We start from the raw sequence: 26,227 nt of genomic DNA on the forward strand, positions 1-26,227 counted from the left end.
TGACAAAATTAGGGGAAACATACTAATCAATAACAGAATTATGTAGGTGATTATAATGACAACAAAAAAAGATGTAGTACGGCAATTAGAACAAATTGCGATATATATGGAATTAAAAGGAGAAAACTCCTTTAAAATAAGTGCATTCAGAAAAGCAGCTCAAGCATTAGAGACAAATGAACATACACTTGAGGAAATAGAGGACTATACTGCATTGCCTGGTATAGGCAAAGGAACGGCTGGAGTGATTGAGGAATTTATCGCAACAGGAGAGTCCTCTGTGCTAAAGGAGCTGAAGGAAGAAGTACCAAAAGGCTTAATTCCTCTATTGCAGCTTCCAGGTCTTGGCGGCAAAAAAATTGCGAAGCTCTACAAGGAATTAGGAATTGAAAATGCAGAGGACTTAAAGCTTGCTTGCCATAACAAGAAAGTGCAAGCACTTAGTGGCTTCGGCAAAAAAACAGAAGACAAGATACTAGAAGCACTCGACAGCTTTGGTTCAAGACCAGATCGCTTGCCGCTTGCCTATATGCTCAGGGTAGCATTTTCGATTGAATCTGAGCTGGAAAAAATTGCAGAAATCGAAAAGTTTTCCCGTGCGGGAAGCATAAGAAGAATGCGGGAGACTATCAAGGATTTAGACTTTATTATTGCCACAAATTCACCGTCTGAGGTTAAGGATAGATTGCTGGCTTTAAACGGAATAAAGGAAGTCATAGGTGCAGGCAAAACGAAGGTAAGTATTGTTCTTGAATTAGAATTCGACGTATCTATTGATTTCCGTCTTGTGAAGCCAGAGGAATTTGCAACAACACTTCATCATTTTACAGGAAGCAAGGATCATAATGTAAGGATGAGACAGCTCGCCAAGGAACGAGGCAAAAAAATCAGTGAGTATGGTGTAGAGGATACGGAAACAGGGGAAGTGGAAACATTCTCGACAGAAGCTGAATTTTACAACTATTTCGGGTTGCCGTTTATTCCTCCAGAAATGCGGGAGGACGGAAAAGAAGTCGAGGATTACAAAGAAGACTTGCAAATTGTTTCTCTTGAAGACATCAAAGGTGACCTACATATGCATACAACTTGGAGTGATGGTGCATTTTCAATCGAAGAAATGATTGAAGCAAATAGACAGCGCGGCTACAAATATATGGCAATCACCGATCACTCTTTTTATTTGAAGGTAGCAAACGGCTTATCCCCTGAACGTTTGAAAGAGCAGCTAGATAAAATTAAAGCACTCAATGAGAAGTATGATGATATTACCATTCTTGCAGGTGTTGAAATGGATATTTTGCCAGATGGTTCACTCGACTATGACGACGAGCTTCTTGAGCAAATGGATATTGTTATTGCATCCATTCATTCGTCCTTTTCACAGCCTAAAAAGAAAATAATGGAACGTTTGGGAACTGCTCTTCGTAATAAGAATGTCGATATTATTGCACATCCGACAGGCAGGAAAATCGGCAAAAGGGACGGCTATGAAGTCGATATGGAGGATTTAATTAAGCTGGCTAAAGAGACAAATACAGTTCTTGAGCTTAACAGCAATCCGAACCGCCTTGATTTAAATGCAGAATATGTCAAGATGGCGCAAGATGAGGGAGTTCATCTCGTCATTAATACAGATGCCCATCATACGAAGGAGCTTGCATATATGGGGATCGGTGTGTCAACAGCAAAAAAAGGCTGGATAAAAAGAGATACTGTGATAAATACATGGGAAACAGATAAACTATTGGATTTTTTAAAGAATCGCCATCAATAAGTTTTAATGATAAAAAATCATAACTATGGCATTGCTAAAAAAGGTAAAGGAGAAAACTCCATGCAAGAAAGAGCGTTAAAGACATTAGAATTTGATAAGATTAAAAGTCAACTGCTAGAGCATGTCTCTTCCTCACTAGGAATGGCAAAAGCAACTGAGTTAATGCCTTCCACAAATTATGAAGAAGTCGTGCAATGGCAGGAAGAAACAGATGAAGCAGCAAAGGTAGTCCGAATGAGAGGGAATATCCCGTTAAGCGGCATCCATGATATTCGTCCACATGTTAAACGCTCAACCATTGGGGGTATGCTTAGCCCTGTTGAGTTAAATCAAATAGCAAGCACTGTTCATGTGAGCAGGCAAATAAAAAGATTCACAGAGGAATTTCATCAAGATGAGCCAATTCCGATTTTGTTTGGGCTCGCTGAGCAAATTATAGTCCTTGCAGAGGTAGAAGAAGAAATTAAGATGGCAATTGATGAACAAGGAAGTGTAATGGATAGCGCTAGTGAAGCACTGCGTGCCCTTCGCAATCAGCTAAGAAGGAATGAATCAAAGGTCAGAGAAAAGCTGGAAAGTATGATACGTTCATCTAGTGCTGCTAAGATGCTGTCAGATACAATCATTACTATCCGGAATGACCGTTATGTTATTCCAGTAAAACAAGAATACAGAGGTCATTATGGAGGAATAATCCACGATCAAAGTGCCTCTGGCCAAACATTGTTTATAGAGCCCCAATCTGTTGTAACCCTGAATAATGAACTTTCAGGAATCCGTGTAAAGGAACAACAGGAAATAGACAGGATTTTGGCACAGCTAACGGTGCTTGTAGCAGAGCATCGTGAAGAACTTCTGTCTATTGTAGAAATACTAAAGGACATTGACTTTATGTTTGCAAAAGCAAAATACGGTCAACGGATTAAAGGCACGAAACCAAAGATAAATAATGAAAGAAGAATTAATCTTTTTAAAGCAAGACATCCGTTAATTCCACTTGATCAGGTTGTAGCAAATGATGTTGCCTTAGGTGATACGTATTCCGCTATTGTTATTACAGGACCGAACACAGGTGGTAAAACAGTAACACTGAAAACAGTTGGACTTTGCACATTAATGGCACAAGCGGGCTTGCAAATACCAGCACTTGATGAATCCGAAATGGGTGTGTTTGAGGCAGTTTATGCAGATATTGGCGATGAACAGTCCATCGAGCAATCATTAAGTACATTCTCCTCCCATATGGTTAATATCGTGAGTATCTTAGAAGACGTAAACAGCAATAGTCTTGTGCTGTTTGATGAGCTTGGTGCAGGAACAGATCCACAGGAAGGGGCAGCACTTGCCATTTCCATCCTAGACGAAGTTAACAAACAGGGAGCAAGAGTAATAGCGACTACCCATTATCCAGAACTGAAGGCTTATGGCTATAACAGGGAAAGGGTAGTGAATGCTAGTGTTGAATTTGATGTAGAGACATTAAGCCCAACCTACAGGCTGTTAATCGGTGTGCCTGGCCGAAGCAATGCCTTTGAAATTTCGAAGCGCCTTGGCTTAAAAGAGGATGTTATCGAAACAGCCAGATCTCATGTGAGTGATGAAACTAACAAAATCGAAAATATGATCGCATCTCTCGAGGAAAGCCGCAGAGCAGCGGAAATCGAGCATAAAGAAGCAGCAGAATTACTGAAACAGGCAGACATGCTGCACCGTGACTTGCAAAAGCAGGTTATGGAGTATTATGAGAAAAAAGAAGCGCTTGAAGAAAAGGCGAAGAAAAAAGCAGCAGATATCGTTGAAAATGCGCGAGCAGAAGCAGAAACGGTTATTTCTGATTTGCGGAAGATGCAGCTGGAAAAACGGGCAGAAATTAAAGAGCATGAACTGATTGACGCTAGAAAACGTCTTGAGGATGCTGCTCCAAAGACTGCTATCAAACGAAAAGAAGCAGCAAAAACGAGTCATGAATTCCAGCCTGGCGATGAAGTTAAGGTGCTGACATTCGATCAAAAGGGTCAGCTCATTGAAAGGGTTTCTGCTAAAGAGTGGCAAGTTCAAATCGGCATTATGAAGATGAAAGTAAAAGAGCGTGACTTGGAATTTATTAAAGCACCTAAAGTGGTTGAAACAAAACCACTGGCAACAATCAGAGGTAAAGACTTCCATGTAAGCCTTGAACTGGATCTTCGCGGGGAAAGATATGAAAATGCGTTAGCACGTGTGGAAAAATACATTGATGACAGTTTGCTTGCAGGCTATCCAAGAGTATCCATCATACATGGTAAGGGAACAGGTGCATTACGGACAGGTGTGCAGGAATACTTGAAAAACCACCGTTCTGTCAAAAGTATCCGCTTCGGTGAGGCAGGAGAAGGCGGCAGTGGCGTTACGGTTGTTGAGCTTAGATAAGAGTTTTTAGAAATAGGAGAGGAGATGCCAGATGAATTCCTTTTGGAGTAATGAATATGTGAACACCGCTGGCGATTATAGTGTTGTAATCCTTAGCATTGTTGTGTTTTTAGCTGTGTTTGAACTGGTGACAAAATACAATAACTGGGAAGAAATAAAAAAAGGGAATGTCGCTGTTGCGATGGCAACAGGCGGAAAGATATTTGGGATAGCGAACGTGTTCAGGCATTCCATCATGCAAAATGACTCATTGCTGACAATGATTGTTTGGGGAATATTCGGTTTTTTCCTATTGCTAATCGGCTATTTCATCTTTGAGTTTTTAACACCAAAATTCAAAATTGATGAGGAAATAAAAAATGATAACAGGGCGGTTGGCCTTATTTCCATGATTATTTCCATCGGCTTATCTTATATTATAGGTGCAGGAATATCCTAAGCACATAAAAAAGAAGACCTGTTCCATTTTGGAACAGGTCTTCTTTTTTATAAACGGAAACTGCCCTTTTTTATTTTGGGCTTATTTTATATATCCATTGGTACCTCCCCGCCATATAATAAGCTAGTACAATTTATTATATGTTAGGAGGAGTCGGTTTGGAAACGGAAAAACCATGGCTGGCGCTTTATCCAGGTGAAACAGCCAAGAATGTCTATTATAAAGCAGAAACCTTGCCACAGCTTTTACGTAACGCAGCAAAGGAATATCCGAAGCATAAAGCCATTCACTTTATGGGGAAGGAATTAACCTTTAAACAAACATTTGAAAAAGCGAGAAACCTCGCAGCATATCTGCAAGAAACAGGAATCACAAAAGGAGACAGGGTTGCAGTCATGCTTCCCAATATCCCGCAAACGGTCATTAGCTTTTATGCTATTATGCTTGCAGGCGCCATTGTAGTACCAGTTAATCCACTTTATAAAGAAAGAGAAATAGAATTTATACTCAACGATTCAGGCGCAAAAGCAATTATTACCCTCGATATCCTATATAATCGCGTGAAAAGTGTACAAGAAATGACAAGTGTAGAGCAAATTCTTGTTACCTCCATCAGTGAATTTCTTCCATTCCCTAAAAATCTATTTTACCCATTTATCCAAAAGAAAGAGTATGGTTATATCCCTAATGTTAAGCATGAAGGAAATACCCATTTATTGAAAAATATTTGGAGCTTGCCAACAGCAGACTTAAAAGAGATCAGCATCGACTTTGAAGAAGACTTAGCAATCATTCAGTACACTGGGGGTACAACAGGATTTCCAAAAGGTGTTATGCTGACACACCAAAACCTTGTTGCAAATACGTCTATGTGCCGTCAATGGCTGTATAAGCTCGAAAAAGGCAAGGAAAAGCTGCTAGCAATTATGCCTCTCTTTCATGTTTATGGCATGATGACAGTTCTCGTCCTTTCTGTAATGGAAATTTATCAGATGATTCTACTACCGAAATTTGATGCCACTACTGCTTTAAAGACGATTGAAAAACAAAAACCAACTGTTTTTCCAGGGGCACCGACAATCTATATTGGCCTCTTAAACCATCCGGACATCAATAAATATGATTTATCCTCTATTGTTGCCGCAATAAGCGGTTCTGCTCCACTACCTAAGGAGATTATTGACCGCTTTGAAGAAAAGACTGGTGGGAAGCTTGTCGAAGGTTATGGGCTAACTGAAGCATCACCAGTAACACATGTTAATTTTGTCTGGGATCATGAAATTGTCAAAGGAAGCATTGGAGTGCCTTGGCCTGGTACAGATGCTGCTGTGTTCTCTCCAGAAACAGGGGAAGAGCTGCCTCATGGTGAAATTGGTGAATTGGCAGTGAAGGGACCACAAGTAATGAAAGGCTATTGGAATAATCCAGACGAAACAGAGCTTGTTTTAAAGGATGGCTGGCTATATACAGGTGACCTGTGTTACATGGATGAACGAGGCTATTTCTATATTGTGGACCGGAAAAAGGACACGATTATCGCAAGTGGCTTTAACATCTATCCACGCGAAGTGGAAGAGGTATTATATGAGCACCCTGCAGTTCAGGAAGCGGCAGTTGTTGGGGTGAAGGATTCCTATCGCGGGGAAACAGTGAAGGCTTTTATTGTATTAAAAGAAGGAGCACAAACATCTGAAGATGAGCTGAATAAATATATGAGGGAGAGAATTGCCTCATTTAAAGTACCGCGAATATATGAGTTCCGTAAAGAATTGCCAAAATCGGCAATTGGCAAAATTTTAAGAAGAGAATTGAAAGAGAATGGAACAGAAGAAGGGAGATAGTGGGGATGAACATCATCGTCTTGCTTTCCATCGTTGTGGAGGCAAATCAGCCAATTACGATTGAAAACGGGCAGATTTTGGACAAAAACATAAAAGAAGCAATTAATCCACCAGATGAGGCTGCGCTTGAAGAAGCATTGCTGCTGAAAGAGACTTATGGAGGAAGTATTACCATTGTAGCAGTACATCATCAGGATGCAGAGAAGCATCTTAGAAGAGCACTTGCAATGGGTGCAGATAGCGCACTTCTTATACAGACAGAAGGAAGCTTGGAGCCGTCTTCCATTGCTAAAATCATTGCCCAGAATATAAAGGACCTATCATTTGACCTAATCCTAGCAGGCGATTTCTCCACAAATGGAGGGTCCGGACAAGTGGGACCAAGAGTCGCAGCCATTTTGGAGCTGCCTATCATAACAAAGGCAGAAAGAATCGAATTAGATAAAGGGGCTGTATTTGTCACAAAGGAAAGCAACGGTGATTTAGAGACATACAAAGGCTCGTTCCCTGTTTTGCTAACAATTCCACAAGGACTGCATAAACCGCGATTGCCAATTCTCGCAAACATTATGAGAGCTAAACAAAAGCCATTAGAAAAAAGAACCGCTTCATTAGAACAGATTGATATCCAGTCACATAGCTTCCGTTTTCCTGTTGCTGACAGAAAAAGGATCATACTGCAAGGGGAGCTGCCCGAACAGGTGAGTGAATTGGCGAAACTGATTAAAGAGCATATACAAGAGTGACGGGAGGGGAAGTATAATGGATGGGAAAATTGTCATTATCGCAGAAAAAAGACGGGAAAAACTTCATCCTGTCACATTGGAATGTATAGAAGCAGCTCAAGAAATTTCAGGTACTGGCGAAATCATTGTCCTCGTTTTTGGGGATGAGGAAGAAGAGGAGTTGGCTGAAAACCTTTTATATCATGATGCAGACAGAGTCCTGTATATGAAAAACAGCCGCTTATCACGACTAGAGCCCGAAAGCTTGCTTCCATTAATCCAGCAAACAGCTGAAGCGGAGCAGCCTTCCTTCCTGCTGTTTGGCCAAACAGATTTGGGTAAAACCCTTGCTGCAGCTTTATCAGAAAAAATCAATCTTCCTCATGTGTCAAATATAGTGGCAGTAGAAAAAACAAACGCATTACTAGTCACTAGGCAAATTCTTTCTGGTAATGTCCTAGAAAAGGTACAAACAAACACACCTTGCATTCTCAGCATAAAGCAAAAGGCTTGGAAAGCAAATAACAGGCTTCAGAAGAAAAAGGGGAAATTAGAAACAATCCATCCGACTGTTAAGGAACCTTCCTTTTCCTTAGTCAGGCTTGAGAAAAAACATACTGGAAAGGAAGAGCTGGCAAATGCTAAAGTAATTGCAGCTGCAGGAAGAGGCGTGCAAAATGAGAAAGGCTACAGCCTTGTTCAGGAGCTTGCAAAAACTTTAAAAGGAACAGTTGGAGTGTCCCGCGGAGCTGTTGAAATTGGAGTTTGTGATGCCGCTAATCAAATTGGGCAAACAGGAGAGACGGTTGCACCAAAAATGTATATTGCTTGTGGAATATCTGGAGCCATCCAGCATCTTGTTGGTGTAACAGCTGCTGAAATGATTATTGCTATTAATAACGATGCGGAAGCACCGATTTTTCAAAACGCTGATTATGGAATTATTGGGGATGTTTTTGAAGTTCTGCCCTTATTGAAGAAAGAGCTAGATTTACTATAGAGAGAAAGATGCAAGCGCTGGTTAAAAGGTCTGAATAGATGCTGAAGCAGATGGGAAAAATGATGGACGAAACAAATTATTAGCATCATCATGCAAACGGTGGTATACTTTGGTTTATTATCAGGTATAACACTACTTAGGAGGCATATAAATGGCTATATCACATGCAACAGATCAAAACTTTTCAGAAGAAACAGGTTCAGGCGTAGTCCTTGCAGACTTTTGGGCACCTTGGTGCGGACCATGTAAAATGATTGCACCAGTATTAGAAGAATTGGATTCAGAAATTGGCGATAAAGTTAAAATCGTAAAAATCGATGTTGACGAAAACCAAGAATCTGCTTCTAAATTCGGCGTAATGAGCATCCCAACATTGTTGGTATTCAAAGACGGAGAAGTTGTCGATAAAGTTGTCGGCTTCCAACCTAAAGAAGCTCTTTCTGAACTATTGGCAAAACACGTTTAATGCAAAAACAACCCCCGGGACCTTCCTTGGGGTTCTTTTTTTCAAAACAGCACTCCTTTTGGAAAAATCCTCATTCCCTTCCTTCAAATTACAAACGCTCATAGTTGCCGAATTCAAGCTTCTGTCCTATCATATATAATAGTACTTATGTTCTGTATTAACAGGTGCGTTCAGGGAGGGACTGCAATGAACGATACGATAAAAAACAAACTGATGCTTTTGCCTGATCAGCCAGGATGCTACTTAATGAAGGACAGACAAGGAACGATCATTTATGTAGGAAAAGCAAAGGTGCTAAAAAACCGCGTCCGCTCGTATTTCACTGGCTCTCATGACGGGAAAACCTTAAGGCTAGTCAATGAAATTGAAGACTTTGAATATATTATCACCTCCTCTAATATAGAGGCACTTATCCTTGAAATTAACTTAATTAAAAAGCATGACCCAAAATACAATATTATGCTTAAGGATGATAAGACCTACCCTTTTATTAAGCTGACTGCGGAAAGACATCCACGTTTAATTACGACACGCAATGTAAAAAAGGATAAAGGCAAATACTTTGGACCATATCCGAATGTACAGGCAGCAAATGAAACGAAAAAGCTGCTAGACCGCATTTATCCGCTGCGCAAGTGCACAACACTGCCTGATAGGGTATGTCTTTATTATCATTTAGGACAATGTCTTGCACCATGTGTAAATGAAGTGCCGAAGGAAGAATATCGAAGAATGGTTGATGAGATTACGAAGTTCCTTAATGGCGGGTATAAAGATATAAAAAAAGAGCTCACAGAAAAAATGACAGCAGCAGCAGAGGAGCTTGATTTCGAACGGGCAAAGGAATTCAGAGATCAGATTGCTAATATTGAAGCTACAATGGAAAAACAGAAAATGATGATGACAGATCTTGTTGATAGAGATGTTTTTGGATATGCAGTAGACAAAGGCTGGATGTGTGTTCAAGTCTTTTTCATCAGACAAGGAAAGCTGATTGAGCGTGATGTAAGCATGTTCCCCATTTATCAAGAGCCGGAAGAGGAAATGCTCACATACTTCGGACAGTTTTATTCTAAGGCCAATCATTTCAAGCCGAAGGAAATCCTTATCCCAGATTCTGTTCAAGGAGAATTAGTAGAGGAACTGCTTGATGTGAAGGTTATCAAACCACAGAGAGGACAAAAAAAGGATCTTGTTCTCTTAGCAAATAAAAATGCTAAAAACGCCCTGCATGAGAAATTTGCTCTAATTGATAGGGATGAGGACCGCACAATAAAGGCAGTTGAAAATTTAGGCAGGCAAATGGGAATTTACACACCACATCGTATTGAAGCATTTGATAACAGTAATATTCAAGGGACAAATCCAGTATCTGCCATGATTGTTTTCGTAGATGGAAAACCTGCGAAAAAGGATTATCGAAAATATAAGATTAAGACTGTTCAAGGACCAGATGATTATGAATCAATGCGCGAGGTCGTCAGAAGAAGATACCAGCGTGTATTGAAAGATGGGCTGCCAATGCCAGATTTAATTTTAGTTGATGGAGGAAAAGGTCATATTGAAGCAGTAAGAGAAATTCTCCTTGATGAGCTGGCACTCGACATTCCAGTTGCAGGCTTGGCTAAAGATGATAAGCATAGGACTTCCCAGCTTCTTTACGGCAATCCGCTCGAAATTATACCACTGGAAAGAAACAGTCAGGAATTTTATTTGCTTCAACGCATACAGGATGAAGTCCACCGTTTTGCAATCAGCTTTCACCGACAAATCCGTTCAAAAAATGCTTTCCAATCTATGCTTGATGATATCTCAGGCATTGGAGAGAAACGGCGTAAGCTGCTGTTAAAAACGTTTGGTTCTGTCAAAAAGATGAAAGAGGCATCCATTGCTGAATTCACAGCCATTGGAATCCCTGCGGCTGTTGCCGAGGAGCTTATAGAAAAATTAAAAGACTGATTGTATTTTTATGCAAAAAAACAAAAAACATTATTGTTAACTTAAAAACGGTATGCTATAATGATGGCAACTTATAACTTAATAAGTGAAGGTAGAGGTGCGAGCTTCAATAGTAATAATTCGGAGAAGAATGAGCTTCCGTGAAGAATTATGAAAGGGAAAATCGCCGAAGTGAAGGGATAACTCATCATTCCTTTGCTGGTTTTGCATTGAATAAATGTAAGACTGTCAAAACAAGGAACTGTTTTGGAGAGCTATCTCGCTGTTTGTGCACATTTAGTATGTATTTAACCTGCACGGCAATGAGATGTTCTCATTGCCTTTTTTGTTGTTTCTTTTAAGAAATAAGGCAATAGAACAAAACTTCTAAGAGGAAAAGGGGAATAGCTGTGGGATTAGTAGTACAAAAATTTGGCGGAACATCTGTTGGCAGTGCTGATAGAATCAAGCATGTTGCAAAAAGAGTAATCGAAGAAAAGAATCGTGGAAATGATGTCGTTGTTGTCGTTTCAGCAATGGGGAAAACAACAGACTCATTAGTGAAGCTTGCTGGTGAAATTACAGATAAGCCGAGCAAACGTGAAATGGACGTGCTATTGACAACAGGAGAGCAAATCACAATTAGCTTACTGGCGATGGCTTTAAATGAAAAAGATGTTGAGGCAATTTCATTCACAGGCTGGCAAGCAGGAATGGAAACAGAAGCGGTACATGGAAATGCCCGCATTTTAAATATAAAAACAGAAAGAATCGAAGAGCATTTGATGGATGGCAAGGTTGTTATTGTCGCAGGCTTCCAAGGAATTACAGAAGGTGGAGACATCACAACACTTGGCCGCGGCGGCTCTGATACAACAGCGGTTGCACTTGCTGCAGCATTTAAAGCAGATAAATGTGATATTTATACAGATGTTACTGGTGTATATACAACAGATCCACGCTATGTGAAAGAAGCACGTAAGCTGCTTTCCATTTCATATGACGAAATGCTTGAGTTGGCAAACTTGGGTGCAGGGGTGCTTCATCCTCGTGCAGTAGAATATGCGAAAAACTACCAAATGCCGCTTGTCGTTCGTTCAAGCATGGAACAAGAAGAAGGAACTATCATCGAGGAGGAAGTATCAATGGAACAAAATTTAGTAGTGCGCGGAGTAGCATTTGAAGATAATATTACGAGTGTAACGGTGTTTGGCTTGAAAAACTCATTAACAAGTCTTTCAACAATCTTCTCAACATTAGCATCCAATCACATCAATGTCGATATTATCATCCAAAGCTTGACAGAAAGCCAAGCAACAAACCTATCTTTCTCTATTAAAGACAGTGATTTGGATGAGACAGTTAAAGTGCTTGAGGAAAATAAGGCAGTACTAGGCTACGATAAAGTCGCTTCAGAGCAAGGCCTTGCAAAAGTATCAATCGTTGGTTCTGGCATGATTTCAAACCCAGGTGTGGCAGCAGACATGTTTAAAGTTCTAGCAGAACAAGACATTGTTATTAAAATGGTAAGCACATCAGAAATCAAAGTTTCTACAGTTATTGAAAAAGGCAATATGGTGAAGGCTGTTGAAACACTTCATGATGCATTTGACTTGAGCAACCTGCCTGTGATTAATGCTTAATAACATAAAAGAATAAGATTTCTAAATTATAGGATTATACTTAAAATCACATATAAAAACGCTGTTGAATGTACAACAGCGTTTTTATATTATTCTTGGAAGAACTTCTTTAATACATCCTGTGTTCCACTTTCCCTTGGGACCAAAATAAAGCGAGAATATACCTCGGTTCCCGTTTTTAATTCCTCATCCATTAATTCAAAAACATCAAGAACCTTTACTAGCTTCCAGCATACTGTTTCCTCATACTGATTTTTATAATCGTGTTCCGCTTCTTCTCCTAGTTTTTTCCCAAGCAAGCTGGCATTTTCAGATGATTCTGCCTTAACTAATATATGGCTTTCCTCATACGTTTTAGTTGTGTTTTCATAATTCTCGTCTACTTGTTTTGGTTCTCCATTATGAACAGATTCATACAGAAGTGCCACGACAAACCACTTTTTGTCAGACATTTTCGGACCTCCTCTAAGTCACAAGTAATTCTATTTTTATTTTATATGGGATTTATCGCTGCACAACAAGTATTACGAAAAATGCAGGTGAATGTAATCCTTAGAAATAGCGTCTCAATAAAAAAGCGTGAAATTCAATGAAGAATTCACGCAGAAGTCTGTTTCGTACTATTGGTTTTTATTATGCAGGGTCTTTACTATCCCAGCGGACTGTAATCGTGATTTTTTTACCGCGGCGTTTTGGATCTTCAAACGCTTCTGCAACTAATTCTCTTATTTGTTCATGCTGCTGTGCTAAATAGCCTGCTTCGAGCTGAAACGTGCATTTCCCTTTTTCCTTAAGCCTTTTTTCAATTAAAGGGCTTGAGAGAGCATATTCCATTTCGTTTTTATTTGCTTTTACAATTTCGAGATGGCCCCAGCCTGCTTTTTCAAAGTAAGCAGCTGCCTCTTCCAAGTGTTCCAGTGGAAATGTTCGGGCAATTCTTTTTCCGGCCCAATATAAGATATCTGGAGTGTCTCTCCCAAGCAAGTCAGGTATTAGGATTTCACGCAGCAATTCGTATCCATATGCAGGTACGGTAAGAGAGTCTTCCTCCACTTTCGTTATTTGTTCTTCCGTTGTAATCTCGCTCAATTGTCTCTCTCCTCTTTCTACAATTCTATAAATATATGTTAATAAATTCTGTATATGCTTCGTAATTTCGACAAAAAATATATCGCTTTAATAGTATACTGTAAAATCCGGAAAAAAACATAGCAATAAGGGATTAATAACAGGAAAATCAGGTCTATTTTATTAGTTCTGTATGGCAAAATAACACATGATAGTTAGCTTTTCGTTTCTTAGAAAAATTTAAGTGAAAAAAAGCTAAGGTCCTTCTGGCATCTGGTCTATTAGCTTCTTTTATTTTTCCTGTACCCACTTGTTTCTATGCTAGAAAATAAAGTAGAAATTTTTCCAAGAGCAAAATCATATAATAAAAAAGGATAAATAAATCTGGAATAAATGTATCCGTTTTCTTGACCGAGATTTTTATTGGGGGTACAATGAAATTGTCACAGAATTGTAAGTTTTCTATCTTGTAATCGCTTTTATGAGTAAAAAGAACTATTTCATCATTTGGGGGGGGAAAAGTATGGCAAAAAATCGAGAGTTTCTGTTCAGAAGATTACATTCTTTACTGGGGGTCATTCCAGTAGGTGTATTTTTGATACAGCACTTGGTTGTTAACCACTTTGCTACAAAGGGACCGGAATCATTTAATAAGGCAGCTGGATTTATGGAGCAATTGCCATTTCGTTACTTTTTGGAAATTTTCGTGATTTTTTTACCAATCATTTATCATGCTGTATACGGTATTTATATTGCTATTACAGCCAAGAACAATACAAAAAACTATGGGTATTTCCGAAACTGGATGTTTTATATCCAAAGGGTCACAGGGATTGTGACATTGGTATTCATTGTATGGCATGTTTGGGAAACACGGGTAGCGGCTCAAATGGGGAAAGAGGTCAATTATAACATGATGGAGGAAATCTTAGGAAATCCTTGGATGTTTGCCTTCTATTTAGTTGGTGTTGTCTCTACTATCTTCCATTTCTCTAATGGTTTATGGTCATTCTGTGTCAGCTGGGGTATTACTGTTACACCTAAATCTCAAAGAATCAGTACATACGTTACGATTGGAATATTTATTGTTTTAACAACAATTGGCGTTAGAGCACTTTTAGCTTTTGTATAAAGTTTTAGATTAATAGAGCAATAGATTAAGGGAGTGGAATAAATGAGTAAAGGGAAAGTAATCATTGTAGGCGGCGGTTTAGCAGGACTAATGGCCACAATTAAAGTAGCGGAAACTGGGACACCTGTTGAATTGTTTTCCCTTGTGCCTGTTAAGCGTTCCCATTCTGTTTGTGCACAAGGCGGCATAAATGGTGCGGTAAACACGAAAGGAGAAGGAGATTCTCCTTGGGAGCATTTTGATGACACAGTGTATGGCGGAGATTTCTTAGCAAACCAACCGCCAGTAAAAGCAATGGCAGAAGCTGCACCTGGAATTATCCATTTGCTTGACCGTATGGGCGTTATGTTCAACAGAACACCAGAAGGTCTGCTAGATTTTCGACGCTTTGGAGGAACGCAATACCACCGAACAGCATTTGCTGGAGCAACAACAGGCCAGCAGCTTTTGTATGCATTAGATGAACAGGTGCGCAGATACGAGGTAGATGGACTAGTTGTCAAGTATGAAGGCTGGGAATTTCTTGGGGCAGTTCTTGATGATGACGGTGTTTGCCGCGGTATTAAAGCACAGGATTTGAAAACAATGGAAATTAAAGCCTTTCCTGGTGATGCTGTCATCATGGCAACAGGCGGGCCTGGTATTATCTTTGGAAAATCGACGAACTCTGTTATTAATACAGGTTCAGCGGCCGCAATTGCTTATCAGCAGGGCGCTTATTATGCAAATGGCGAGTTTATTCAAATTCACCCGACAGCTATTCCTGGTGATGACAAGCTGCGCTTAATGAGTGAATCAGCTCGTGGTGAAGGTGGAAGGGTTTGGACATATAAAGATGGTAAACCGTGGTACTTCCTTGAAGAAAAATACCCTGCCTATGGCAATCTAGTGCCAAGGGATATTGCAACAAGGGAAATTTTCCATGTATGTGTAGATCAAAAGCTTGGTATTAATGGCGAAAACATGGTGTATTTGGACTTGTCCCACAAAAATCCAAAGGAGCTAGACATTAAACTAGGCGGTATCATTGAAATTTATGAAAAGTTCATGGGAGACGACCCACGTAAAGTGCCGATGAAGATTTTCCCGGCAGTTCATTATTCTATGGGTGGATTATGGGTCGATTATGATCAAATGACAAATATTCCTGGCTTGTTTGCGGCAGGAGAATGTGATTATTCACAGCATGGTGCAAACCGTCTAGGAGCTAACAGCTTGCTGTCTGCTATTTATGGCGGTATGGTTGTTGGTCCGAATGCAGTTAAGTATATCAATGGGTTAAGCAAAAGCGCTGATGACTTATCATCCGTTCTGTTTGATAAGGCAATACAGGAAGAGCAAGGAAAATGGACTGACATCATGAAGCTTGATGGAACAGAAAATGCTTATGTACTGCATAAGGAATTAGGAGAATGGATGACAGATAATGTCACAGTTGTTCGCTATAATGACAAACTTCAGGATACGGACAACAAAATCCAGGAATTACTGGAACGCTATCAAAACATCAACATTAATGATACGGCGAAATGGAGCAACCAAGGAGCGGTCTTTACCCGTCAGCTTCAAAATATGCTGCAACTGGCAAGGGTTATAACAATTGGAGCATATAATCGTAATGAAAGCCGGGGCGCTCATTATAAACCTGATTTTCCAGAGAGAAATGATGAAGACTTCTTGAAAACAACAATGGCCAAGTTCGTATCAGAGAAGGAAGCGCCAAGCTTCCATTATGATGAGGTTGATACATCACTTATCAAGCCTAGAAAGCGGGATTATTCCAAACAAAAAGAAGGAGTGAAATAAGATGGGGGAAGCAAGTACGGTTACATTTCTGATTAAAAGGCAAGATGATCCTGATACAGCACCATATGCAGAAGAGTTTAAATTGCCTTATAGACCAAATATGAATGTCATCTCTGCCTTAATGGAAATACGAAGAAACCCGGTTAACAGCAAAGGCGAAAAAACAACTCCTATCTCTTGGGATATGAACTGCTTAGAGGAAGTATGCGGTGCTTGCTCAATGGTTATTAATGGAAAACCAAGACAGTCATGTACTGCATTAGTAGATCAGCTGGAGCAGCCGATCCGCTTGGAGCCAATGCGCACATTCCCAGTTGTCAGAGACCTGCAGGTTGACAGAACCCGTATGTTTGACAGCTTGAAAAAGGTAAAGGCTTGGATACCAATCGATGGCACTTATGACCTTGGACCAGGACCAAGAATGCCCGAGAAGAAAAGACAATGGGCATACGAATTATCTAAATGCATGACATGCGGCGTCTGCTTAGAAGCTTGTCCTAATGTTAACAGTAAATCAGACTTTATGGGACCTGCACCATTATCTCAAGTACGACTCTTTAATGCTCATCCAACAGGAGCAATGAACAAGTCTGACAGACTTGAGGAAATTATGGGAGATGGCGGTCTTGCGAATTGCGGTAACTCGCAAAACTGTGTTCAATCATGTCCGAAAGGCATACCATTGACAACATCGATTGCAGCACTGAACAGAGATACAACCTTTGAAGCATTCAAAAGCTTTTTTGGCAGTGACAGTGTTTAATAAAAAGGAGATGGCTGACAAAAACAGCTATCTCCTTTTTTAAATTATCATCAAGAGTGCAAAATAAAATTGGAAATGCAAAAGAAAAACATCTTCCTTGAGATGTTTTTTATTTGTATATTATGGTAGGTGAACTGATTTTAAATGGGTTAGCTTCCAATAAACAGGAGTACCCTCGGCTGTAATTATCTCTATAATATTATTGGAAATATTTTTTACTAATCCAATCTTGTCTGGCGCATCTCCGAGATCAAATACAAGCAATTGGTCAGTATATTTTTTTAATTGCTCTTCAAAAGTGCGGGCTAAAGGTATATTGGAGGGGACAATGGGAAGATTCGCATTATTCAATGTGTATGGTGTTAAATTAGAAGTGTATGGAATAAGCCATTTGATGTGATGCATCGAAATAAGAATAGTTTTAAAAACTGGAGAATAAAAAACAATATAGTCATTTAAAATATTAGTGATATAGCCATGAATAGACTTATTGCCAGTAACGAATAATTCTATAAATTGTCCCTTTGCATTATTTAGGATTTTACGATATGAAATGTTTTCATTATCATCTTGAAATGGCAAATCTCCGCTAAATGTATCAAGAGTGAATTCCGTTTCTCCTTTTAACGATTTTTTTATAGTATGAACATGGTTAAGTGGAATATAAAGGTACTTTTCTCCATCGTTAATCACGATAATATCTAGGCCATTGTCCAAAAGAATTCCAGAAAACGTAGTTTTTCCTGATATTTCAACCTTTACATACTCATTTTTCAATTTTTTAAAGCTATCCATCTTTTCACTTCCTTAAAAAAGCAAGTAATTAAAATACACTAATCATTTCTTTGGTTTTCTTAGACGTTCTTCCCTGATTTTCTTGTACATATATTCTGCATGTTTCATTAAGGAAAAGTATTGTTTCTCAAGTGCAAGTTTCTGGTCTTTTGCATTAATAATCTGTGTTTTTAATTCTGTTTTTGCATTATTTTCATTATTCAATGGCACTTCTGGATTTTCCGTTTCTAGTTCCGTTTGCTTTTTTTTGCTTCTTAAAGAGGATCCTAAGGGATTAAGGGGGTGTTTAAAGACACTATCACTTAGGTTATTGTTCTCCTTTTGTTTCACTTCTTTTTTCGGAGAAACTTGATCACTTTCGGCTTTAGGAGATTTATCCAAAGTATCAGCACTTCCTTTGTATTTTTGTGTTAAAACATCAGTCAAAAAGTCATGCAGAGTATCATCTTGCTTCTTATTCTGTCTTGATGGTATATCGGCAAAAACATTGTTTGTTTCCCGAACTCCACTTTTAGTATGTTCTGAGTTCACTATAACCGCACCTGGTTCACCAGTGACTATAGAATTTTTCATTATCCCCATCATAGAATCAGCATTTATTGTTTCTGCTTTAGAATCAGAGATTGTATCAACAAGAGGGCTCATGTCAGAATCAGAGATTGTATCAACAAGAGGGCTCATGTCAGAATCAGAGACTGTATCAACAAGAGGGATCGTGTCAGAATCAGAGACTGTATCAACAAGAGGGATCGTGTCAGAATCAGAGACTGTATCAACAAGAGGGATTGTGTCAGAATCAGAGATTGTATCAACAAGAGGGATTGTGTCAGAATCAGAGATCGTTTCTACAAGAGGGTTCATGCTAAAATCGTAGACCTCGCTTTTAGCTGGTTCCATACTGTACTTAGAGTCAGCATTATCTCTTGTTTCTGTGTTAGAATCTGCAGGAGCTTCCTTAAACAATTCGCTCATTTCCGTAACTTCTTCTAAATGTGCTTTAGAATCAGGGGAATTATCTTCATTATTAGACGATTGCACCTGCTTAGAATTGGAACTATCATCTTCATGCAGGCCATTAAAGATATTTATTATCGAGGTTTTAAGGATATACATTTGTTCTTCCTTATTAATTAAAATCAAGAAGTCCTCGGTAACTTTACTTAGCATTCCTTTAAAAACCTGATTGGAATTACAAGTAATGGTCACCCAGCTGTATCTTAGCTCCTCTAATAAAGCATTTAAGTCTTTTTTAGTCTCAAGTGGAAATTCTAAGGATAATGGATTATTGTCTTTGGCATTCTTTGTAATAGCATGAATTTGGTCTAATGCAAAATAATAGATTTTCCCATTCATTTCAAGCATTAAATGATCTTCTTTGACATCGAGTAATGTACCTTCCACATATTGGTCTTTGTCTAGGAAAAGCCTTATCTTGAATCTTTTTAGTCTATCAAGTGCATTGGAAAAAGTGAATTCTCCCAAAAGAACCACCTCCTAAATGATAGTCGCTTCTTCTAGAAAAAGAAGCGACTAATCATAATGATTATTTTTCACTGCTCTTTTCTTCTGTTTTTTCTTCCTTCTTATCATCTTTCTTATCTTCTTGTTTCTCAGACTCCTCTTTCTGCGGCTTTTCAATTTTAAGTCCATAGCTGATATTGTGGATGTGGAAAGTGGCGATTCTGATAATTTCTTCATTATGAACAATTGTAATATATTCTAAATTAATGTCATCCAATACGCCTTCAACGGACTCCTTACCACCGCGATTGATCTTAACCCAATTGTATTTTAAGCTTTCCATTACTTCAAAAAGAGTTGGAGCAGTTACAAAGACAAATACTTCAGGTATTTCAAGTTCAAATGGAAGGCCTTTTTTTGTGTTTTCTGTCAGACTTTTGATGTGGTGTGTTAAATAATAAACGACACCATCTGCTTCAGTAAGAATAGTGAAATGGTCTTCGCTAACCGCTAGTAATTTCCCGATGCGGGATTCTGGACCTCCCCTATCCACTTTAATTGTTTTACCTATTAATGTCTGTAATACTTCTTTATTCATCTCCAAATAACCTCCTAGTTATGTTTTCCTTGTATGATATGTGTCGGGGTAAGACAATGTACTATGTTACCTGCCTATTTATGTAAATGCATTTTTTTAGTGCGTGTATCAATAGTTTTTCTTTAAATAATTTCCTGGTATTGGACAAACGTATATTTTCATGCATGTAAGGAAAACTCTGAACAAAAAGAATGAAGAATCCATAAAATGTAGCAAAAAAAGGAAAGCCATTAATTTTGTGGGGGACATCATAAAGACTTTTGGTGATAGTTTAAAGAAATGGAAAGAAGGAATAACTTTTTCATTAGAGATTAATTTTGTAAAAAAGAAGATGATAAAAAAGACGACAAAAAGCATGAGAAAAGGGATAGCAAAAAAGATGAGACAAGAAAGGGACACATAAAAAATAAGTATTACTTTGTAAAGTAAAGGTATTGTCAATCTGCATAGCAGAGAAAAAACTGGGATATAGTCTAACTATATTCTAATTTTTTTTTGTGTGTGAAGAAATATTATAATGTTTCTGCTATTTATTGATTATTATTTAGCAGGAATAAGTATTGTTTCTCATTTCCTTATAAAAAAACAATATATAGTTTAAAAGTACTATGTTATTCTAATGTTATTGGCAAATTTTACGAAAGTAAAAGACGCAAAGCCACGGGCCTAATGTGCAAGCAATGGCAGCCGGGTTGCCGAGACAAAAGCTTGTCTTGATTAATAAATTACTCCTTTCCTTTAAGTTTGCCAAAGTTAGAACTAGGAGTGATTATATTGGAAGTCAGGGTTGTTATTGCAGACGACTCTTTATTTATGAGAATTTACATAAAAAATCTATTGAAAAACAGCAAATACAAAGTCATAGGAGAAGCCTCTGATGGATGTGAGGCTGTGACTATTTACAAGGAGCTTAAACCGGACATACTACTCCTTGATTTAACAATGGAATGTATGGACGGCATGACAGCATTGCAGAGAATTATGGAATTTGACCCTTGTGCCAGAGTTGTTATCTGTTCAGCAATGGGACAAAGCAGGAATGTCATTGCTGCCCTTTCATACGGCGCAAAGGATTTCATCGTAAAGCCTAATTTCGATAGGATCCTGCTTACATTAAATAAGATATCATAAGGAAAAGGATGCCGCCTTTGGCATCCTTTTCCTTATTCTTAAAATTGTGTTTAGGGTATGTGTCACGCTTTTAGCTGATTCTCATACTATACGTTGTAGTACTTTATAAAGAAATGGGGACTGTATGCGATGCCAACTTCCTATATGGACTATACGAAACCAGATGTCAGCTATTTTTCCGACGTGAACAAAAACCGTCTAAATACTCGCAATGCTGATAACTACATCAACCGATTAGGCAGGGATGTCTTAAACACTCTCGGTGAGGTTTCTTTATTAGATATTTATTTAAGCAACGGAAGGGTAGTCGAACCACATTATCATCAAAACGCGGCAGAGCTTGTTTACTGCATCTCTGGGTCTGCAGTCGTTTCCTTGATTAATCCTTTCACAAACAAAGTATCCAATATTCCCATAAGGCCAGGCCAAGTGGCCAACATCCCTCAAGGCTGGTGGCACTGGGAAATAGCCTCGGAAGATAAAACCCATTTGCTTGCCATCTTTGATGCCCCGTACCCTGAGTATATATTTGGTTCTGATATTCTTACTAAAACACCAGTCGAAGTGCTCGCACACACGTATTGTCTTGACCCCGACCAACTGAAAAAAACCCTTGCTCCGCTGAAAAATGAAACCATTGTGATAGGACCTACAGATGAATGCTTGCATAATCAGCAAATGCAACAATCTACTTCTGACTATCATTATGGCCGAAATAATCCATACAGCATGCAGCAGCCATTCTAACCATATGGCTACTACTGAGCAAATCTACAAATAAGAAAAGTAATGCCTTACCTGCAATGGAAAGGGATACGCAGCAGTAAAGTGCAGCAGCCATTTCTAGAAAAAAACGCAGTCCATTTTCAGAAAATACAGTCACTACAACGCTTTTTCTCACATAATATATTCAGACTATAATATATACCCATCCCATAGTTCATAGCTGGCAAAGGCAAGGAGGGTTACACTACTTGAAGGAGAATGAATTTACTCACAAGCCATTATTAACAAAAAGGGAAAGAGAAGTATTTGAACTCTTGGTTCAAGACAAAACGACCAAGGAAATCGCGAGTGATTTGTTCATCAGCGAAAAAACAGTTCGCAACCATATTTCTAATGCGATGCAAAAGCTGGGCGTAAAGGGGCGTTCACAGGCTGTTGTAGAACTCCTAAGAATGGGAGAACTAGAGCTATAATTTTCGGAGGGTGACTTTAAAGAGCAGCGGATACGAATCCTGTCTATGGGAGGGATGACTGCGGCTTATAGAGTCACCTTTCAGTTTTATATCAGTTATATATAGTAGTGTTTAAATGGGTGACAGCAAATAGTGCTGTCTTTTTTCAGTTGGAAAGCTTCCAGTAAAGGCATTTTAGCCTATACGTTTACGATTTGCTCAATCTAGACTATAATTATTATTAAGTAATGAGGAAGAAGATAAATTGGACAGATAATAGGAGATGTAGCAATGAATGTAGAAGAAAAAAACTCTAAAGAGTATTCAGATATGATAGCAATCATTGAGAAAGATATGAGATACATTTCTGGCATCATCAAACAGAAGGGCCGGGAAATTTTAAGCAATTATACAATTACACCGCCTCAATTTGTTGCATTGCAATGGCTTTTTGAAGATGGGGACATGACAATCGGTGAATTATCGAATAAAATGTATCTAGCCTTCAGCACGACAACTGATTTAGTGGACAGAATGGAAAAGAACGAATTGGTTCAGCGAGTGAAGGACCCTAATGACCGTCGTGTTGTACGCATTCATTTATTGGATGAAGGCAAAAGGCTGATTGATGAAGTAATAAAAAAAAGACAAATGTATTTACAGGAAGTTTTGGGTAATTACTCACTGGAAGAAGTTGCACATTTAAAAGACAACTTCATTAGATTGCATCAAGAAATGCGGGAAAAATGAGGCGGTAAGTTTGGAAAGACCAATAGGTGTTATTGATTCAGGTGTTGGCGGATTAACTGTTGCAAAAGAAATTATGAGACAGCTGCCTAACGAAAAGATCATTTATTTGGGAGATACGGCTAGATGTCCGTATGGACCAAGATCTGGGGAAGAAGTAAAAGCATTTACATGGGAATTGACGCGGTTTTTGCTGCGGAAAAATATTAAGATGCTTGTCATTGCTTGTAACACAGCAACTGCTGTCGCCCTTGAAGAGATAAGGGAGCAGCTATCGATTCCGGTCATCGGTGTGATTGTCCCTGGGGCAAGAACGGCGATTAAAGTGACAAGAAACAACTATATTGGCATGATTGGAACGATTGGAACAGTTAAAAGCAAAGCATACGAAAAGGCGCTGAAGCAGATAAACAAAAAGGTGCGCACAGAAAGTCTAGCATGTCCAAAATTTGTTCCTCTTGTGGAGAGTGGAGAATACGATGGGCCTGTCGCAAAACGCATCGTAAAGCAAACTCTTGCTCCATTAAAAGGAATTGGTATTGATACACTTATACTGGGATGTACACATTACCCTCTTTTGGAAAAGGTTATCCGAGAGGAAATGGGGGACAAGGTTAAGGTGATTAGCTCTGGTGCAGAAACAGCGCGAGAAGTAAGCACCATTCTTGCACATAATAATCAGCTTGCCTTGCCACATGATAGTAATGAACATGAGTTTTATACAACAGGCTCAAGCGATATTTTCGCAAGGATTGCTTCAGATTGGCTCCATGAAAAAGTGGAAGCGGTCGAGACAATTAAGCTGATATAAAAGACTAAGCATAAAAGTGCTTAGTCTTTTTTCTATGGATTTAATAATTTTAAAAAATATTTTAGAGAGCTCGGTCTAATTTTAGAAATAGCTCGTATATATATTAGTACAAACTGTCTTAGGAGTGATTAATGATGTCTAAGAATAAAAAGCTTACCATTTTGTCCGCTGCACTCGTATCAACTGTTATGCTATCTGGCTGTGGTTTATTTGGAGGAGAAAATGGCAAAGAAAATGTCGACCCACCGCAATCAACTACATATAGTGATAATGCGACAGAGGAAACAGCTGCAAAGGCTGGGGAAGAGACTGCAGAATCCATGCCAATTGAGTTATATTTAGTGGATAAGGATGGATTTGTTGTTCCGCAAACATTAAATATCCCGAAAACAAACAGTGTTGCAAAAGAAAGCCTTGAGTATTTAGTGAAGGATGGTCCTGTCACAGAAATGCTGCCGAACGGCTTCCAAGGAGTCTTGCCTGCAGGTACAGAGGTTACTGTCAATATTAAGGATAAAGTAGCTACAGTTGATTTCTCGAAGGAGTTCAACGACTATGATGCAAGCGACGAGTCTAAAATCATGCAGTCAGTCACATGGACATTAACACAGTTTGATTCCATTGATTCGGTTAAGCTGCAGGTTAATGGCAAGGAGCTTGTACAAATGCCTGTCAATAAAACGCCAATCCAAAGCGCCTTAACAAGGGAAATGGGTATTAACTTGGATACAAAGGATGTTGCTGATATTACTAACACTAAACCGCTAACTGTTTATTATGTGGGCGGAGAGACTGGCGAATATTATTATGTTCCAGTAACAAAACGTGTCAGCAACGCGAATGATAATAATATTGCTGCAGCAGTTGGCGAGCTTGCAGAAGGACCAGGAACTGGGTCTGCCTTGGCAACCTTCATGGAGCAAGACGTGAAGCTGTTGGATGAACCTGTTGTGGCAGATGGAAAGGTTACATTAAACTTCAATGAGTCCATCTATAATAGTGCAGACGGTGAGGAAAAAACCGTTTCTGCTGATCTGTTAAACTCTCTTGTGCTGTCTTTGACAGAGCAGGAAGGCATTGAGAGTGTTGCCATCACAGTGAATGGCGAACAGGACCTTGTGAATGAGGAAGGCAAAAGCCTTACTGAGCCAGTATCACGTCCTGAAAAAGTTAATACTGGAAGCTTCTAATATACGAAAGGCTGCTTTATGCAGCCTTTTTTGTGTGTAAAGGATGACATTTTATATATGATTGGACTGTCCAATTTTTTGATAGTAAAATGTAAGAAGAAGTAAATATATCTACATAATTAAAAATGCACGCAGCAGGAAGTGGGAGCAAAATGAAAGAAATCATTATCGCAACGAAAAACCGAGGAAAAGCGAAAGAGTTTGTGGAGATGTTTGAGCCGCTTGGCTACGCTGTCAAAACATTGCTTGATTATCCAGAAATTGAGGATGTGGAAGAAACAGGCACAACATTCGCAGAAAATGCAGTTTTAAAGGCTGAAACAGTGGCAAAGCTGTTAGGAAAGGTTGTTATTTCCGATGATTCCGGCTTAATGGTTGACGCACTTGAAGGCAGACCTGGCGTTTATTCTGCACGATATGCAGGAGAACAGAAGGATGATCAGGCAAACATGGATAAAGTGCTTGAAGAATTAAAAGGAGTTCCTGTAGAAAAACGAACAGCACGCTTTTGCTGCACATTAGCAATCGCCAATCCTGAAAGCGGGACACAGACGTTTACAGGCACTTGTGAAGGTGTAATATTAGAGGAGAGAAAAGGAGAATATGGCTTCGGCTATGATCCGATTTTCTTTGTAGTGGAAGAGGAAAAGGCAATGGCAGAATTGCCGCCAGAGAAGAAAAATAGTATTAGTCACAGAGCAAATGCACTTAAAAAATTAAAGGAACAGCTTCCGCAAGTTCTGTAAGGAGAGTGTTTGACAATGAAGGTTCTAATCGTCAGTGATAGCCATGGCCTTGTCGATGAGCTGCAGGTGTTGAAGGAAAGGCATAAAGAAGAAGCAGACCTGTTCCTTCATTGCGGAGACTCTGAGCTCCCTATCGATGACAAAGCCATCTCTGGGTATGTCGTAGTTCAAGGAAACTGCGATTATTTCGCAAAATATCCAGAAGAAACAATCCAAGAAGTGAACGGAAAAAAACTCCTGATGGTGCATGGCCATCTATATGGCGTCAAATCATCTGTCAGCAGACTGTTATACAGAGCAAAAGAAGTCGGCGCTCAAATTGCCTGCTTCGGACACAGCCATTATCTTGGTATGGAAATGATCGAAGATGTATTATTCATCAACCCAGGCAGCCTGCGTTTACCAAGAGGAAGAATGGAAAAGACATATGTCATTCTATCCGTAGAAGACAAAATATTAAAAACAGAAGTGTACGATTTTGACAAAGGACTGCTTCCAGAATTGACAGCAGAGTTTCCTATTTAATAACTTTCTTGAGGAGAAAATAAATTAATTTTCTCTTCAAG

General features: G+C 39.1%; 25 protein-coding genes and 2 riboswitches. Of the genes, 20 read left to right on the forward strand and 5 right to left on the reverse strand.

The features are described 5' to 3' along the window. Positions 1-52 precede the first annotated feature (52 nt). From polX to NQZ71_RS07205, 9 genes are all read left to right on the forward strand, one after another. Positions 53-1,774, forward strand: a complete 1,722-nt coding sequence (polX, locus tag NQZ71_RS07165; RefSeq protein ID WP_260053825.1) for a DNA polymerase/3'-5' exonuclease PolX — start codon at positions 53-55, stop codon at positions 1,772-1,774. A gap of 60 nt (positions 1,775-1,834) precedes the next feature. Further along, a complete protein-coding gene (locus NQZ71_RS07170; protein WP_317011574.1) occupies positions 1,835-4,183 on the forward strand; it encodes an endonuclease MutS2 in 2,349 nt (782 codons plus the stop codon). Positions 4,184-4,214: 31 nt separating this feature from the next. Next, entirely contained in the window at positions 4,215-4,622 is a 408-nt protein-coding gene (locus tag NQZ71_RS07175; RefSeq protein WP_144456522.1) for a DUF350 domain-containing protein, read from the forward strand. Between the two features lie 158 nt (positions 4,623-4,780). Next, complete coding sequence (locus NQZ71_RS07180; RefSeq protein ID WP_186304110.1) at positions 4,781-6,463, forward strand: long-chain-fatty-acid--CoA ligase; 1,683 nt, start codon at positions 4,781-4,783, stop codon at positions 6,461-6,463. A gap of 5 nt (positions 6,464-6,468) precedes the next feature. Further along, positions 6,469-7,209 (forward strand): electron transfer flavoprotein subunit beta/FixA family protein, encoded by a 741-nt coding sequence (locus NQZ71_RS07185; RefSeq protein WP_144456518.1) that lies wholly within the window; start codon positions 6,469-6,471, stop codon positions 7,207-7,209. Positions 7,210-7,225: 16 nt separating this feature from the next. Continuing rightward, the gene (locus NQZ71_RS07190; protein WP_144456516.1) at positions 7,226-8,188 is read left to right on the forward strand and encodes an electron transfer flavoprotein subunit alpha/FixB family protein; all 963 of its coding nucleotides are present in this window, start codon (positions 7,226-7,228) and stop codon (positions 8,186-8,188) included. Between the two features lie 151 nt (positions 8,189-8,339). Beyond that, a complete protein-coding gene (gene trxA, locus NQZ71_RS07195; protein WP_144456514.1) occupies positions 8,340-8,654 on the forward strand; it encodes a thioredoxin in 315 nt (104 codons plus the stop codon). Positions 8,655-8,840: 186 nt separating this feature from the next. Then, positions 8,841-10,613 (forward strand): excinuclease ABC subunit UvrC, encoded by a 1,773-nt coding sequence (gene uvrC / locus NQZ71_RS07200; protein ID WP_144456512.1) that lies wholly within the window; start codon positions 8,841-8,843, stop codon positions 10,611-10,613. 84 nt (positions 10,614-10,697) lie between these two features. Further along, positions 10,698-10,878: riboswitch (Lysine riboswitch) on the forward strand. Positions 10,879-11,002: 124 nt separating this feature from the next. Further along, a complete protein-coding gene (locus tag NQZ71_RS07205) occupies positions 11,003-12,235 on the forward strand; it encodes an aspartate kinase (RefSeq protein WP_317011575.1) in 1,233 nt (410 codons plus the stop codon). 89 nt (positions 12,236-12,324) lie between these two features. Here NQZ71_RS07205 and NQZ71_RS07210 read toward each other — a convergent pair whose 3' ends face one another. Continuing rightward, entirely contained in the window at positions 12,325-12,687 is a 363-nt protein-coding gene (locus NQZ71_RS07210) for a DUF4288 domain-containing protein (RefSeq protein WP_317011576.1), read from the reverse strand. 181 nt (positions 12,688-12,868) lie between these two features. Then, entirely contained in the window at positions 12,869-13,324 is a 456-nt protein-coding gene (locus tag NQZ71_RS07215; protein WP_144456506.1) for a YslB family protein, read from the reverse strand. Between the two features lie 502 nt (positions 13,325-13,826). On the opposite strand from NQZ71_RS07215, the gene NQZ71_RS07220 reads away from it, so the two are divergent. From NQZ71_RS07220 to sdhB, 3 genes are read left to right on the forward strand one after another with little or no spacing between them, the layout of a single operon-like run. Then, the gene (locus NQZ71_RS07220; protein WP_144456504.1) at positions 13,827-14,435 is read left to right on the forward strand and encodes a succinate dehydrogenase cytochrome b558 subunit; all 609 of its coding nucleotides are present in this window, start codon (positions 13,827-13,829) and stop codon (positions 14,433-14,435) included. Between the two features lie 42 nt (positions 14,436-14,477). Beyond that, positions 14,478-16,241, forward strand: coding sequence for a succinate dehydrogenase flavoprotein subunit (gene sdhA, locus NQZ71_RS07225; protein WP_144456502.1), 1,764 nt, complete (start codon positions 14,478-14,480; stop codon positions 16,239-16,241). A gap of 1 nt (position 16,242) precedes the next feature. After that, positions 16,243-17,004, forward strand: coding sequence for a succinate dehydrogenase iron-sulfur subunit (gene sdhB, locus NQZ71_RS07230; protein ID WP_317011577.1), 762 nt, complete (start codon positions 16,243-16,245; stop codon positions 17,002-17,004). Between the two features lie 120 nt (positions 17,005-17,124). On the opposite strand, the gene NQZ71_RS07235 is transcribed toward sdhB, so the two are convergent. The 3 genes from NQZ71_RS07235 to NQZ71_RS07245 all read right to left on the reverse strand — a co-directional run bounded on the left by NQZ71_RS07235 (position 17,125) and on the right by NQZ71_RS07245 (position 19,858). Beyond that, entirely contained in the window at positions 17,125-17,799 is a 675-nt protein-coding gene (locus NQZ71_RS07235; RefSeq protein ID WP_144456500.1) for a DUF2642 domain-containing protein, read from the reverse strand. Positions 17,800-17,841: 42 nt separating this feature from the next. Beyond that, complete coding sequence (locus tag NQZ71_RS07240) at positions 17,842-19,281, reverse strand: DUF2642 domain-containing protein (protein ID WP_317011578.1); 1,440 nt, start codon at positions 19,279-19,281, stop codon at positions 17,842-17,844. Positions 19,282-19,342: 61 nt separating this feature from the next. Beyond that, the gene (locus NQZ71_RS07245; protein ID WP_144456496.1) at positions 19,343-19,858 is read right to left on the reverse strand and encodes a hypothetical protein; all 516 of its coding nucleotides are present in this window, start codon (positions 19,856-19,858) and stop codon (positions 19,343-19,345) included. A 617-nt stretch (positions 19,859-20,475) separates the two neighbouring features. Further along, positions 20,476-20,558: riboswitch (cyclic di-GMP riboswitch) on the forward strand. Between the two features lie 74 nt (positions 20,559-20,632). On the opposite strand from NQZ71_RS07245, the gene NQZ71_RS07250 reads away from it, so the two are divergent. The 8 genes from NQZ71_RS07250 to NQZ71_RS07285 all read left to right on the forward strand — a co-directional run bounded on the left by NQZ71_RS07250 (position 20,633) and on the right by NQZ71_RS07285 (position 26,186). Beyond that, a complete protein-coding gene (locus NQZ71_RS07250) occupies positions 20,633-20,989 on the forward strand; it encodes a response regulator (protein WP_260053738.1) in 357 nt (118 codons plus the stop codon). A 129-nt stretch (positions 20,990-21,118) separates the two neighbouring features. After that, complete coding sequence (locus tag NQZ71_RS07255; RefSeq protein ID WP_317011579.1) at positions 21,119-21,736, forward strand: cupin domain-containing protein; 618 nt, start codon at positions 21,119-21,121, stop codon at positions 21,734-21,736. A 227-nt stretch (positions 21,737-21,963) separates the two neighbouring features. Then, positions 21,964-22,188, forward strand: coding sequence for a spore germination transcription factor GerE (gerE, locus tag NQZ71_RS07260; protein ID WP_016201768.1), 225 nt, complete (start codon positions 21,964-21,966; stop codon positions 22,186-22,188). Positions 22,189-22,458: 270 nt separating this feature from the next. Continuing rightward, the gene (locus tag NQZ71_RS07265; RefSeq protein WP_127737155.1) at positions 22,459-22,917 is read left to right on the forward strand and encodes a MarR family winged helix-turn-helix transcriptional regulator; all 459 of its coding nucleotides are present in this window, start codon (positions 22,459-22,461) and stop codon (positions 22,915-22,917) included. 10 nt (positions 22,918-22,927) lie between these two features. Continuing rightward, complete coding sequence (gene racE, locus NQZ71_RS07270; RefSeq protein ID WP_144456490.1) at positions 22,928-23,725, forward strand: glutamate racemase; 798 nt, start codon at positions 22,928-22,930, stop codon at positions 23,723-23,725. A 134-nt stretch (positions 23,726-23,859) separates the two neighbouring features. Further along, entirely contained in the window at positions 23,860-24,915 is a 1,056-nt protein-coding gene (locus NQZ71_RS07275) for a GerMN domain-containing protein (protein ID WP_317011731.1), read from the forward strand. A 152-nt stretch (positions 24,916-25,067) separates the two neighbouring features. Then, positions 25,068-25,661: an XTP/dITP diphosphatase gene (locus tag NQZ71_RS07280; protein ID WP_317011580.1), complete on the forward strand. Its 594-nt coding sequence runs from the start codon at positions 25,068-25,070 to the stop codon at positions 25,659-25,661. Between the two features lie 15 nt (positions 25,662-25,676). Then, a complete protein-coding gene (locus tag NQZ71_RS07285; protein WP_144456484.1) occupies positions 25,677-26,186 on the forward strand; it encodes a metallophosphoesterase family protein in 510 nt (169 codons plus the stop codon). Positions 26,187-26,227: the final 41 nt, after the last annotated feature.

Origin of the sequence: Niallia taxi (assembly GCF_032818155.1) — a bacterium.
In the GTDB taxonomy this organism is placed as follows: Bacteria; Bacillota; Bacilli; order Bacillales; family Cytobacillaceae; genus Niallia; species Niallia taxi_A.

Bases quoted from the DNA above. Each gene is read 5' to 3' on its own strand.
- sdhA (WP_144456502.1), top strand. From the start codon at position 14,478: ATGAGTAAAGGGAAAGTAATCATTGTAGGCGGCGGTTTAGCAGGACTA.
- NQZ71_RS07285 (WP_144456484.1), top strand. From the start codon at position 25,677: ATGAAGGTTCTAATCGTCAGTGATAGCCATGGCCTTGTCGATGAGCTG.
- NQZ71_RS07210 (WP_317011576.1), bottom strand. From the start codon at position 12,687: ATGTCTGACAAAAAGTGGTTTGTCGTGGCACTTCTGTATGAATCTGTT.
- NQZ71_RS07220 (WP_144456504.1), top strand. From the start codon at position 13,827: ATGGCAAAAAATCGAGAGTTTCTGTTCAGAAGATTACATTCTTTACTG.
- NQZ71_RS07170 (WP_317011574.1), top strand. From the start codon at position 1,835: ATGCAAGAAAGAGCGTTAAAGACATTAGAATTTGATAAGATTAAAAGT.
- NQZ71_RS07265 (WP_127737155.1), top strand. From the start codon at position 22,459: ATGAATGTAGAAGAAAAAAACTCTAAAGAGTATTCAGATATGATAGCA.
- uvrC (WP_144456512.1), top strand. From the start codon at position 8,841: ATGAACGATACGATAAAAAACAAACTGATGCTTTTGCCTGATCAGCCA.
- NQZ71_RS07175 (WP_144456522.1), top strand. From the start codon at position 4,215: ATGAATTCCTTTTGGAGTAATGAATATGTGAACACCGCTGGCGATTAT.
- NQZ71_RS07280 (WP_317011580.1), top strand. From the start codon at position 25,068: ATGAAAGAAATCATTATCGCAACGAAAAACCGAGGAAAAGCGAAAGAG.
- trxA (WP_144456514.1), top strand. From the start codon at position 8,340: ATGGCTATATCACATGCAACAGATCAAAACTTTTCAGAAGAAACAGGT.
- NQZ71_RS07235 (WP_144456500.1), bottom strand. From the start codon at position 17,799: ATGGATAGCTTTAAAAAATTGAAAAATGAGTATGTAAAGGTTGAAATA.
- NQZ71_RS07190 (WP_144456516.1), top strand. From the start codon at position 7,226: ATGGATGGGAAAATTGTCATTATCGCAGAAAAAAGACGGGAAAAACTT.
- NQZ71_RS07275 (WP_317011731.1), top strand. From the start codon at position 23,860: ATGTCTAAGAATAAAAAGCTTACCATTTTGTCCGCTGCACTCGTATCA.
- NQZ71_RS07255 (WP_317011579.1), top strand. From the start codon at position 21,119: ATGCCAACTTCCTATATGGACTATACGAAACCAGATGTCAGCTATTTT.
- NQZ71_RS07185 (WP_144456518.1), top strand. From the start codon at position 6,469: ATGAACATCATCGTCTTGCTTTCCATCGTTGTGGAGGCAAATCAGCCA.
- sdhB (WP_317011577.1), top strand. From the start codon at position 16,243: ATGGGGGAAGCAAGTACGGTTACATTTCTGATTAAAAGGCAAGATGAT.
- NQZ71_RS07245 (WP_144456496.1), bottom strand. From the start codon at position 19,858: ATGAATAAAGAAGTATTACAGACATTAATAGGTAAAACAATTAAAGTG.